Source organism: Amycolatopsis samaneae (assembly GCF_039541975.1).
Classification (GTDB): Bacteria; Actinomycetota; Actinomycetes; order Mycobacteriales; family Pseudonocardiaceae; genus Amycolatopsis; species Amycolatopsis samaneae.
On sequence record NZ_BAABHG010000009.1, the window covers coordinates 226,721 to 238,251 of the forward strand.

The 11,531-nt window shown below is 70.1% G+C and carries 9 protein-coding genes and 1 tRNA gene; 4 read left to right on the forward strand and 6 right to left on the reverse strand.

Annotation, left to right across the window (positions count from 1 at the left end):
• Nucleotides 1-202 precede the first annotated feature (202 nt).
• A complete protein-coding gene (gene metK, locus ABD987_RS24690) occupies nt 203-1,402 on the forward strand; it encodes a methionine adenosyltransferase (protein WP_345398167.1) in 1,200 nt (399 codons plus the stop codon).
• A gap of 97 nt (nt 1,403-1,499) precedes the next feature.
• Here the strand turns inward: metK and ABD987_RS24695 are convergent, their stop codons facing one another.
• The 3 genes from ABD987_RS24695 to ABD987_RS24705 form a co-directional block, all read right to left on the reverse strand.
• Nucleotides 1,500-1,739 (reverse strand): hypothetical protein, encoded by a 240-nt coding sequence (locus ABD987_RS24695; protein WP_345398170.1) that lies wholly within the window; start codon nt 1,737-1,739, stop codon nt 1,500-1,502.
• A 316-nt stretch (nt 1,740-2,055) separates the two neighbouring features.
• Nucleotides 2,056-3,141, reverse strand: a complete 1,086-nt coding sequence (locus ABD987_RS24700) for a class F sortase (protein ID WP_345398173.1) — start codon at nt 3,139-3,141, stop codon at nt 2,056-2,058.
• 72 nt (nt 3,142-3,213) lie between these two features.
• Complete coding sequence (locus tag ABD987_RS24705; protein ID WP_345398176.1) at nt 3,214-3,849, reverse strand: hypothetical protein; 636 nt, start codon at nt 3,847-3,849, stop codon at nt 3,214-3,216.
• Nucleotides 3,850-4,090: 241 nt separating this feature from the next.
• Here ABD987_RS24705 and ABD987_RS24710 point away from each other — a divergent pair, with 241 nt between their 5' ends.
• Nucleotides 4,091-5,116 carry a hypothetical protein gene (locus ABD987_RS24710; RefSeq protein WP_345398179.1) on the forward strand — a complete coding sequence of 342 codons (1,026 nt, stop codon included), beginning with the start codon at nt 4,091-4,093 and terminating at the stop codon, nt 5,114-5,116.
• Between the two features lie 57 nt (nt 5,117-5,173).
• Here the strand turns inward: ABD987_RS24710 and ABD987_RS24715 are convergent, their stop codons facing one another.
• Nucleotides 5,174-7,549: a hypothetical protein gene (locus tag ABD987_RS24715; RefSeq protein ID WP_345398182.1), complete on the reverse strand. Its 2,376-nt coding sequence runs from the start codon at nt 7,547-7,549 to the stop codon at nt 5,174-5,176.
• Between the two features lie 433 nt (nt 7,550-7,982).
• On the reverse strand, nt 7,983-9,032 hold the full coding sequence (locus ABD987_RS24720; protein WP_345398185.1) for a hypothetical protein: 1,050 nt from the start codon (nt 9,030-9,032) through the stop codon (nt 7,983-7,985).
• Between the two features lie 646 nt (nt 9,033-9,678).
• Between ABD987_RS24720 and ABD987_RS24725 the strand changes: the two genes are divergently transcribed.
• Both ABD987_RS24725 and ABD987_RS24730 read left to right on the forward strand, forming a co-directional pair.
• A complete protein-coding gene (locus tag ABD987_RS24725; protein ID WP_345398188.1) occupies nt 9,679-10,320 on the forward strand; it encodes a LuxR C-terminal-related transcriptional regulator in 642 nt (213 codons plus the stop codon).
• A 139-nt stretch (nt 10,321-10,459) separates the two neighbouring features.
• Nucleotides 10,460-11,002, forward strand: coding sequence for a copper resistance CopC family protein (locus tag ABD987_RS24730; protein WP_345398191.1), 543 nt, complete (start codon nt 10,460-10,462; stop codon nt 11,000-11,002).
• A gap of 403 nt (nt 11,003-11,405) precedes the next feature.
• On the opposite strand, the gene ABD987_RS24735 is transcribed toward ABD987_RS24730, so the two are convergent.
• Nucleotides 11,406-11,478: transfer RNA gene (locus tag ABD987_RS24735), tRNA-Lys, on the reverse strand.
• Between the last annotated feature and the right edge of the window lie 53 nt (nt 11,479-11,531).

Consider the following 11,531-nt stretch of genomic DNA (forward strand, 5'->3'; position numbering starts at 1 on the left):
CACCTTCCGGCTTTTCCGGTGAAACCGAGTTCAACCGAAAGTCACTGGGGACTGGGGAAAAACTTTACTCGGAATTCACCACTGGCGGCAGGCATTCCGCGTCCGGGATGCCTGCCGCAGTCCGTCGTGGTCGTGAAATCCACTACCGGCCCGCAAAACTGTGCGGTGCCGAGCAAAACTCACACCGGAAGCGAGGACCGTCATGTCCGGCAGCAGCAGGTTGTTCACCTCGGAGTCGGTGACCGAGGGGCACCCCGACAAGATTTGTGACGCCATCAGTGATTCGATCCTCGACGGTCTGCTGTCGAAGGATCCGCGCAGCCGCGTCGCGGTCGAGACCATGATCACCACCGGCCAGGTGCACGTGGCGGGCGAGGTGACCACCGAGGCCTACGCCGACATCCCGACCATCGTCCGGGACGTCATCCTCGACGTCGGATACGACTCCTCGGCCAAGGGCTTCGACGGGAACTCCTGCGGCGTCAACATCGCGATCGGCTCGCAGTCGCCGGACATCGCGCAGGGCGTCGACACCGCGTACGAGTCGCGGGTGGAGTCGGACGAGGACGAGATCAACCGGCAGGGCGCGGGTGACCAGGGCCTGATGTTCGGGTACGCCTGCTCGGACACGCCCGAGCTGATGCCGCTGCCGATCGCGCTGGCCCACCGCCTGTCACGCCGCCTGACCGCGGTCCGCAAGGAGGGCACAGTGCCCTACCTGCGCCCGGACGGCAAGACGCAGGTGACGATCGAGTACGCGGGTGACCAGCCGGTGCGGCTGGACACCGTGGTCGTGTCGACGCAGCACGCGGAGGGCATCGACCTCGACCGCATGCTCGGCGTCGACGTCAAGGACCACGTCGTCAGCCCGGAACTCGAAAGCCTGGGGATCGACACCTCCGGCGCGCGCCTGCTGATCAACCCGACCGGCCGGTTCGTGATCGGTGGTCCGATGGGGGACGCGGGGCTGACCGGGCGGAAGATCATCGTGGACACCTACGGTGGGATGGCGCGGCACGGGGGTGGCGCGTTCTCGGGTAAGGACCCGTCCAAGGTGGACCGTTCGGCGGCGTACGCGATGCGCTGGGTGGCGAAGAACGTGGTGGCGGCGGGGCTGGCGCAGCGTGCCGAGGTGCAGGTGGCGTACGCGATCGGGAAGGCGGCGCCGGTGGGGTTGTTCGTGGAGACGTTCGGGACCGAGACGGTGGATCCGTCGAAGATCCAGGCCGCGATCAGCGAGGTGTTCGACCTGCGGCCGGCGGCGATCATCCGTGATCTGGACCTGCTGCGCCCGATCTACGCCCCGACCGCGGCCTACGGTCACTTCGGCCGTCCGGATCTGGACCTGCCGTGGGAGAACACCGCCCGCGCCGAGGCCCTCAAGTCCGTCGTAGGCGCCTGACCGCTCGCTGTCGTTCCGTGAAGGCCTCCTTCACAGCGTTGAGCGCTGTGAAGGAGGCCTTCACGGACTTTTCACTTTTTCACACCACGGACGGGCTTCAGTTGCTGCACGACTGGTCCGCGCGGGCGTTGCCGGGCACCGGGGCGTGCGAGCCGTTGATGCCTTCCACCAGGTTCGGGTAGGCAGCCGTGACCTGCGCCTTGGTGGCACCGAGACCGACGTGGACGCCGACTGGTGCTTCACACCCGGCCCGGCCCCGGCGGCGGGCGACCCCGAGGCCTGCGTTCCCCCGGCCACCGGCGCGAGTTGCTGTGTCTGCTGTGTCGCCGTCGAGCACGCCCCCAGCGCGCCCACCGCCGCCACGCGGCGATCGCCATCGCGCCCCGCCGGATCGCCTTCACGTCGACGTTCATAATCAGCCCCTCGAAAATGGTGCTCGCGTATTCGCCGACGCGCTTCCGGACCCGCTCGCAGAGATGTCGAGACCACGAAAAGGTGCCCGCGAATGATTCGCGTCACTATCGGCCAACGCGATCATCGGATGACCCGAAGAATGTTTTCCGCAGGTCGTGGGTAGCGCACCCGGACCCATTGCCCGATTCCACACTGATTCGAGATCGGAAAAGGCGTTCGCGCGTGCGGCCGCCGGGGGGTCACGGCTGGCGCATCCCTCCTTCGAGCTGAGCGAAAACGATGACGTTGTCACGGTAGGAGCGCGCGGTCCGATCGAAGGAGCCGCCGCAGGTGATCAGCCGCAGCTCCGGGCCGGCGGTGCGGCCGTAGACCTCCCCGGTGGGGAAGTGATCCTTGGGCGCGTGGATGGTCCGGCGCACCACGAAGGTGAGGACGGAGCCGTCCGCGCGCTCGACGGCGACGCGGTCGCCCGGCGCGAGTTCGTGCAGCCGGTAGAAGATGCCGGGCTCGCTCACGCCGTCGACGTGACCGACGATCACCGCGGGCCCGGTCTGGCCGGGTGCCGGTCCCGGCTCGTACCAGCCGGCCTGCATCGGGGTGGTCACCGACGGGGTCTGCATGCGGTGGTTCGCGTCGAGGCCGAGCTTGATCAGCGACGAGCCGGCGCCGAGCTTCGGGATGCGCACCGCGATCGGGGTCACCCGGACCGTGGGGTTGTTGACCGCGACGACCGGCCGGGGCGGCGGGGCCAGTGGTGGCGCCGGCCGGGTGGTCGGCGCGGCGTGCGTCATGCCGGGCGCCGCGGCTTCCATGGCCGGCGACGGCGTCGGGTCCGTGGCGGGGACGGGTGCCAGCCCCACCGCCACCGCGATCACCACCGCCGCACCGATCGCGCCGAACGCGTGACGTGGCGCGAAACTCGGCAGCGCGGCGCCCAGGTGGCGTCGGCGCGCCGCGCTCACCCGCGTCAGCCCTCGGACGACCAGCCAGATCAGCAACCAGGTGGAGCCGAAACAGAGGACGTAGCGGACGGCGGAATCACCGGCCGCGTCCAGCGCGCGCAGCACCAGGTAGGCCAGCGCGGCTTCGAGGATCGTGGTGAGCAGGGCGGACCGGGTCGCCCAGTCCTTGTCCCAGCGCAGTCGCCGACCGGCCTGCTGGAGCGTCTCCCAGCCGACCGCGCCGACGATCAGGACGGACACGCTCGCCACGGCGAAGCCGGTGTTGCCCGGCAGGAACGTGACCGCGAGCAGCGTCCACGACAGGCCGGACAGCGCGAGCAGGGCGAGCCGCGTCTGGACACGGCCGGACGGTGCCGGGGTCATGGCCCACTCCAGGTGTCGAACGGGGAGGGTGGTGTGGTGTGGCCGGGGCAGGGCCACACCACACCGTTCCCCCTAGTGGAGGTGACGACGACGCGCGGCTGCCGCCGTCACCATGAGGAGTGCGATCGCCAGCAGCGCCAGTCCGCCACCGACGATTCCGCCGTCGGCGCGCTGGTGATCATCGGCGGTGCCGCCACCACCGGCCTCGACCGCACCGGCCGGTACCGGGAACCCGGCATCGACGTGCTCGCCCGCGGCCCCGTGGAGGGCCGCTTCCACCGAACCGCTGTGCGCCCCGGCGCCGGTGGCGAAACCGCCCGCCTCGGAAACGAGACCGCCGAGATCGCCACCCATCGGGTAGCCGGCCGCGACGACCACTCCGTGGCCGGCACTCGCGGTGCCGTGCACGGAGCCACCGGTCTGCGCACCGGCCGGCTGCCCGGCCGGCTGCCCGGCCGGGTCGGCGGTTCCGCCGGTGCCGCCGCTGGACGGGACACCACCGGTAGCGGTGCCACCCGGGGTTTCACCCGGGACGCTGCCACTGGGGGTGCTGCCACTGGGGGTTCCGCCCGTGGTGCCGCCGGTGTTCGGGTCGACGGTGCCGCCCGCGGTCCCGCCGGCGGTGGAACCGCCCGCGGTGGTCCCGCCGGAAGAAACACCCGGCAGGCCCGCGAGGATGCCACCCGGCAAACCTGGCAGAGCAGGCAAACCAGGCAAAATGCCACCCACGGCACCGCCCGGATCACCGGTACCACCCGCGGTCCCGCCCGTAGCGGTCCCACCGGTAGACCCACCCGCCGTGGTCCCGCCGGACGAAACACCCGGCAAACCCGCGAGGACGCCACCCGGCAGACCCGGCAAGATGCCACCCGCGATCCCGCCGGTGGCGGTACCACCGGTGCCCGTTGCCGGCACAGGTGCCGAACTGCCGGTAGGGGCGAAGTAGGCGGTGCCGGTGGTGCTGGCCTGCTCGCCGTTCGCCGCGGTGCCGGTGACCGTGACCGGTGCCGCGGTGGAGCTCGCGGTCGGCGTGAACGTTCCGGTGCAGGTGGTGCTTTCACCGGCGGCCAGCGTGCTGTTGTCACAGGTCATCGCACCACTGGCGGTGGTGCCGCCGACATTGCCGACCGTGCCGGTGCCGGTGTTGGTGACCGGGACGGCCACGGTTGCCGGCTGGTTGACGGCGACCGGTACGGCGGTGTCCGGCGATCCGGCGTTGGTGCCGTTGACCGTGGGGGTGCCCACGGTCAGGCGGCACGAACACCCGGTGTCACTGCCGGTGTCCACCGGAGCGGGCTCCGGCACAGGCGCCGGAACGGGTGCCGGAGCAGGTACCGGGCCGCCGGTGGAGCACGAACACCCGGTGCCGGCGCCGGTGTCCACCGGGGTCGACGTGGCCGGGCCGGTGGTCGTCGTACCAGCCGAGCTGCCGGCATCGCCGGTGGACGTGGCCGTCACCAGCGTCGGAAGGGACGTCGCCGGCAACGTCCCGGCACCGCTCGCGGCTCCGCTTTCCGTGGCCCCTCCGGCATCCGCCGAGGTAGCCGCGGTCACCGGGCCGGACGAGCCGGACTGCGCGGTCAGCACGGAGCTGACCGGGGCGAGGACTCCCGCCACGGGCGAGGCCGGTCGGGTCACCGATTCGCCGCCCGCCGAAGTGGTCGAGCTGGTCGAACCGGTGCCGGTCGTGGTCATCGACGCGGCGGGTGCCGACGCGGACGCCGAGGTCGTGCTGGTCGAAGCCGCCTGCCGCGGCTGCACGAGTCCCGACACCAGCGAGGTGATAGTGGTCTGCGGGCTGGTGCCCGCGGTCGTGACGGTCGCCTGGTCGCCTGTTCGCGAGGGCTCGGTGGTCTCCTCGGCGTGGGCCACACCCATGCCGAGAAGCGTCAAGCCACCTGCGAGCAACCCGGCCTGGATGGACCGTTTTACCCAGGTATGCATGAGAAAACCTTTCCAAGGTCTGCTGGGCTGATCAGTGATCTGTCAGCAGTGGTCTCGGTGATGTCCGGTTGTCGTCAGCTGATGTCGATCAGTGCGTGCGCGCGCCGGTGACCGAGGACATCGGCGAGCCGGCCGAGGTCGAGGCGGCCGGATCGCAGGTGCACGCGCCGGTGGTGGTGTAGTTCTGCGAGAACCCGACGGTCGAGGTGTTCCCGGCGGTGTCCTTACCCGTGAAGGTCGCCTGCACCTTCTGGGTGCCGGGACGAGCGCTGAACTGGACCGTGCACTGGGTGCTCGCGCCCGGGGCGAGCGTCGCGTCGTCGCAGGTGACCTGACCGTTCTGCGAGGTGCCCCGCAGGGTGGCGATCGGCGCGGTGCCGGTGTTGGTCACCTGCGTCCTGATGGTGGACGCGCTGCCAGCCGGCACGGACGCGGTCGAGTTCGACCCGACCACAACGCCGTTGACCGACGGCTTGCCGGTGATCGTCAGCTTGCCGGCGCCCGCGGGCGTACCGGTGTAGTAGATCCGGCAGGCCTTGCTCTGCTGGGTGCCGTTCGGACCCGACACCGTGAAGTTGAACTGCGCGGTGTTCGAGCCCGGCTGCGCGGTCGTGGTGACCGTGCAGCGGGCGGTGCTGCCCGGTGCCAGCTGGCTCGAACCACAGTTCAAGGTGCCGAGCGAGGTGCGGCCACTGAGCCCGGACACCGGGACGCTGCCGTTGTTGGTCACCGGGATCGTGATGGTGACCGGGGTACCCGAGGGAACGTTCGGACCGGGAGCGGAGCCCGCGGCCTTCCCGTTCACCAGCGGAGTACCGACAGCGATGCTCGCCGACGGCTGCGGTTGGGGCTGCGGAACCGGGGTCGGCTGGGGTTGCGGCTGCGGCACGGGCTGGGGCTGCGGGACCGGAACCGGAGTCGGCTGCGGCTGCGGAACCGGAACCGGCTGCGGCGTCGGCTGCGGCTGCGGCGTGGGAACCGGCTGCGGCTGCGAGCCCGGTGCCACGTTGCCCAGCAGACCGGTCACCGACGCGAGGAGCGCACCGGGGCCCGACAGACCCGGAAGCGGGGAATCACCCGGCTGACCAGAGCCGGAGAGACCCGGCAGCGGCAGGCTCGGCAGACCCGGGATGGGCAGGCCGGGCGTACCCGGATTGGGCGTCCCCGGCGTGCCCGGGCTGGGCGTCCCGGGGTTGGGTGTCCCCGGCGTACCCGGATTGGGCATACCCGGTGTGCCCGGGTTAGGCGTGCCTGGTGTGCCCGGGTTGGGCGTGCCCGGTGTGCCCGGATTGGCCGACGAACTGCCGAGAAGGTCTCCGACGAGAGGACCGACCAACGGCACGCTCGCGGTCGGCAGCTTGCCGGTCATCCCGGAGGTCGGGAGACCGCCGGTCACGCCGCCGGTCGGGAGGTTGCCGGTCACCGTGTTGTCACCCGAGCCGGGCAGGCCCGGCAGGCCGAGCGACTGGAGCGTCTTGATGTTGTCGGTGATCTTCAGGACGTCCAGGACCGCGGCCGGGTTACCGCTCTGCAGCTTGTCGAACGCGGTCTGCCACAGCAGGCGCATCGCGTCGAAGTTCTTGCCCGCGAAGGACAGGTACTCGTCCGGGGTGAACACCGTGTTGGGGCCGAGCCTGCTCATGATCTCGGCGACCTGGAGGGTGTTGTACAGGTAGTCCGGCTTCAGGATCTTCGCCGGGTCGGGAATGCTCGGCAGTCCCTTCTGGACGAAGTTGGCGACCTTGTCCGGCGTCGGCAGCCGGGACATGTCGATGGCCATGGTCTTGGTGTTGATGGGCAGCCCCATGCCGCCGCAACCGGTCGCCATCGTGAGGTAGTCGGTGCCGTGGCCCCGCACGTGCGAGGGGTTGAAGATCGGGATCCAGCCCAGCGGTCCGCCGTAGATGTCGACGACCGGCATCTGCGAGTTCCCGATCGCGCCGCTGGCCATGGACAGGATCAGGTTCTTGTACGACGGGTCGGTGTGGTAGGTCAAGGCGTGGGAACTGCTGCCGATCAACGGAATCCCGTCCTCGTTCTTCCACATGTGCTGCAGGAAGAAGTCGCACGCGTCGCCGCCGCCCTCGTGGGTGGTGTCCCCGCTGGAGTGGGCGCCGCCGGACTGGTTCGGGTCGACGGACGTCTGCTTCGTCGTGCCGCCGAACAGGCCGCCGGTGAAGATCCCGCCGCTGAGCACGTCGCCGCTGAGGAACTTGCCGACGGTCGGGATCTGCGCGGTCGGGAGGTCACCGGTGGACGAGGTCACCGGGAGGAGCGGGTTGGCGGAGGGCTGGCCGGCGGTGCCGCTGGTTCCGGAAACACTCACCGACGAGCCGGGCTGAGAGCTCGTGGACGGTGAGGTGGTGTCCGTTCCGGAAAGGGCCAGGCCGTCGAGGCCGGGCAAGGGGGCAGCGGCGGCGTTCGTCACCAGGCCGACCAGTGCGATGGTCGCGGTGACCGACATCGCGGCCGCACCGCGCAGCGCGCGGTTCGACCCGCGGTGGTGGCAAGAATCTTTCGCCGGGGGAAGTCCACAAGGGACCTGTCCACCCGGGACACTGGCGCGACGGCGCCGTGTCCAACGTGTGAGTTTCATGGAAACGCTCCAGTTCATGAGCGCCTGCCGATAACATCGGCGCGGCGGTTGACGTGTCTGCTGTGAAACGGGTTTGTTTGCCGACAGCCCTGGACACCAGCCGTTGATGGAAGTAGTGGCAGCGGGAGCTACCGACTTGCGATTTCAGCCCATGAGTTCGCGAGCCGGCCGTCGAGCTTGTCCCTCGACGGTCCTGCTGTCGCTACTGATCAAATGGATGTGCTGTGCGATTCACCGTGATCGACATTTAAATGATCTTTCGGTGAGCGCTTACGCGTTGATCGCGTTGGCAGCCGACACGTCAGTCGGGCGACACCGGAGGTTGCTGTGCGCGCATGCGCAGCGGAGCGACGTCATCCGGGCCGGCACCCCAGCAGGCGAGTCGCTCGTCGCGGGCGGTCCGTTCGGACAGCACGATCGCGCGCTGCCCGTCGCCACCGCCTGAGCCTGCCGAAGAAGTGCCGTTACCGGACCCGACTGCGCCGAGGGGCGCTGCCGGGAAATCAAGGGGAAGGCGGTCGGCCGGGCGCTGCGAGCCGAGACCGGCCGGCGCCGCCGTCACGGCCGATCGCTGAAGCGAGTCCCGGCCGTGCCACCCGCTCGCGCAGAACGCGCAGTCGCCGTCGAGCGGAGCCGCCGGAGTGGTCGTCGCCGCCAGGTCCACCGCCGGTGTCGCCCGCGGCGCCGCGGAAGTCACGTCGCCGAGCGCGTCCGGGACGAACTGCGGGCGGGGAGCCGACAACACCTTCGAGTCCGTCGAAACCATCGACGTCGCCGTGATCGTGACCACGCCCGGAACCGCGATACGGGGCTGCGGGCCGGCGCTGGAAACGACCGGCGTGATCGCGGAGACCGTCCCGGCGAGCGCGTTCGTGATCGGGTTGTCGAGCGTGCGGCTCGTCGTGGCGACGGTGTCGCGCACCACGGTGTCGACGGTCTGGGTGAGCACGGTGGTCGCCGTGGTGGCCGTCCGCACCGCCGAGCCGACCTGGTTGATCGCCGGAGCCAACGTCGGCGCGGCCGACACGACCACCTCGGCGGTCTGCCCCACGGTCGCGTTCACGAGGGCGGTGACCGAGTTCGCCACCGGGCGCGTCATCGGCACCGCGATCGGCGACGACACGATCCGCGGCACAGGACCCGTCTCCTGAACGGTGACGCTCGCGAGCCGGCACGCCGTCGGTGCCGTGACCGCGGCGACCGGATCGCATCCGGTGTCGGCGGCGGCGGTGTCGGCGGCCTCGAAGGCGCTCGCCACGAAGAAACCGGCGAGGACGAACGTACCGAGCAGCACGGCACGGCAGACCACCGCGAGGCAGGTCGCCCGCCGCGATGGTGCCGAGTGACTCACGCTCTGCTCACCGGCCGACATTCGACACGGATCCCGAAACGACCCGGAAAGAACCGGCCCGGCACGGCCGGCCATTCGAAGCGAGGCAGGCCCGCGACGACCGCGCGAAACGGGCGTCGCGCCCGTTTCACCGTGGGTCGTTCGCAGCCACACCATCGCACTCCACCATTTCCGGATGTTCGAAGGGGTTGCCCCGACAGCAGATGGTAAGGACCCGTCAGCCGATAGGGAACTGCCACTTACGGGCCCCGCCGCCGCCACTTCCCTCAGCCTCCGGCACCCGAATGAACCACTCTCCGTCGGACCCAAAATTCTGGAAATCAACCTTATATGCACGATCGGGTGAATCGGGGTAGCGGCGGTCCACTGCTTGTCGCGGTCCAGGCCCGACACCGCCCGGGACCCGTGGTCACGGTTTGATAACTCGACATCATCGTGGCAGGTAGGGGCGATGTGGCAAGGTCGCGGCGTCGGCGGTGAAGAACCAACGGGCCGCGTCACCCGCGTCCGGCCGGCGGCGACTACGGGATCGGGCACCGCCCGGAGCCGATCGGGCCCGTTCGACGGCGAATACGTCAGGGTGATCGACTGGGTAACATTTTGATAATCCCTCGTAAGGGAATGAGAAGACCTTCGTTCCCGGGACATGGAGGCCGTGTTCGATTCCCGAAACGAGCGCGATCGCGAAGAACCTTCGCCAGTGGCGGTTGCGGTGGCGATACTGGTCTATGCCGACCGGCCGAATACGCGCCACGGAGTCGCGCGATCACTACACGGCGCGCCGGGAATCGGACGCGTCGAATGCGCCGCGACCGCGGACGAACTCGTCAGCAGGTACACCCGGTCACCCACCGACGTGGTGCTCGTCGCGGTCCGGTCGGGTGAGCCGTCCGGTCCCGCCGCCGCGGCGAGGTTGCTGTCGGTCGCCCCCGGCGCCGCGGTGATCATGTTCGGATCGTCCGACACACTCACCGGAGCGACCGGCGCGCTGGTGCCCGGCATCGGCGGTTTCCTCCAGAAATACGACAGCCGCTATCCCGAGCTGACCATCGCCACCGCACCCCACGACCCCGCGCCGCCCGAGGCCGAACCGCCCCGCCTGTCCGAACGCGAGCTCCAGGTCCTCTGGGGCATGGCCCACGGCAAGAGGAACCTGCAGATCGGCGCCGATCTCGCACTCTCCGAAGACAGCATCAAAACCCACTGCAAACGGATCTTCCGCAAGTTGGGCGTCCACGACCGCGCCGAAGCGGTCGCTGCCGGCTTTCGTGCCGGTTTGCTCTCCTGACACCGATACCGCGCACGATCACGATGGGGCCCACGGTCTCCGGCCGCTACCTCGGAAGGCAGGCAAACATGTCGGTAAAGAAGTCGCGCGACACCGAGATCGCCGAGGCGGCCCACACGCTGAGCCGGGGTGAGCAGGCATGAAACGCGCGCTGATCCCCCTGGTACTGGCCGGCCTGACGATGCTGGGACCGGCCACGCCGGCCTTGGCCCATGACACCCTGGTCGGGTCCACCCCGGCGGACAAGTCCACCGTGGACACCTCACCGTCCACTGTCGAGCTGAAGTTCGCCGAGCCGGTGCAGCAGGGCGCGGAGCTGACCACCGTGGTGGTCACCGACGCGCAGCGCGACCACTGGGAGAACGGCCCGGCGGCGGTGAAGGGCAACTCGGTGGAAGTCCCGCTGCGCGCGCTGGGCGCCGCGGGCGTGTACACCGTCGATTACCGGATCATGTCCGCGGACGGCCACCCGGTCAGCGGCTCGATCACGTTCACGCTGAGCAAGCCGGACAGCGGCACCCCGGCCACGGCCACCGCTTCACCGCGGCCCGGCGTCGCCACCCCCGGCGAGCCGGGTGCGGGTGCGGGCCAGGGCCTGCCGATCTGGGTGTGGATTCTCGGCGCCGTGGTCCTGCTCGGCATCGGGCTGCCCCTCGCGCTGCGGATCGGCAAAAGGCGGTGACCGTCGGCGGGCCACCCCGGACCGCCTCGCCCTGACTCCGGCTGACCGCCCTGCTCACCGCAGCGGACCTCGCCGAGTTGCTGCTCGGCACCGCGATCGTCGCGTCCGGATCCGGCCGACTCCCGGCCTGCCGATCGTGCGAGTGCCGCTGAACCTGTCCGCGATGATCACCGTCGGGCTGTGCGTGCTGCCACTGCTGATCGGCACCGACCGGCCCGAGTCGGCACCGGCGTTGCGGACCGCCGCGACGACTAAACGTGCCGGTATCCGAACCAAGCCGCTGCGGCGTCGGGGGTCCGGGGGCGCGCCCCCGGCTGGGGTGTGGGGCTTGGCCCCACAAGGCAAGACGACGATCGCCGACAGGAAAGGCGTGCCCGCCGAACAGGAGGCACCGAAGATCGAGTGGGCCGCCTGGGGCTCGAACCCAGAACCTACGGATTAAAAGTCCGCAGCTCTACCAATTGAGCTAACGGCCCGCGCGGCCAAGTCTAGCGGGGCGCCGGGCGAGGCCGCCGCTCGCCCTGACGCC

Excerpts from the sequence above, each read along its gene's own strand:
- ABD987_RS24700 (WP_345398173.1), bottom strand. The coding sequence starts at position 3,141 with ATGACCCCGGCACCGTCCGGCCGTGTCCAGACGCGGCTCGCCCTGCTC.
- ABD987_RS24715 (WP_345398182.1), bottom strand. The coding sequence starts at position 7,549 with ATGTCGGTCACCGCGACCATCGCACTGGTCGGCCTGGTGACGAACGCC.
- ABD987_RS24730 (WP_345398191.1), top strand. The coding sequence starts at position 10,460 with ATGAAACGCGCGCTGATCCCCCTGGTACTGGCCGGCCTGACGATGCTG.
- ABD987_RS24725 (WP_345398188.1), top strand. The coding sequence starts at position 9,679 with ATGGAGGCCGTGTTCGATTCCCGAAACGAGCGCGATCGCGAAGAACCT.
- metK (WP_345398167.1), top strand. The coding sequence starts at position 203 with ATGTCCGGCAGCAGCAGGTTGTTCACCTCGGAGTCGGTGACCGAGGGG.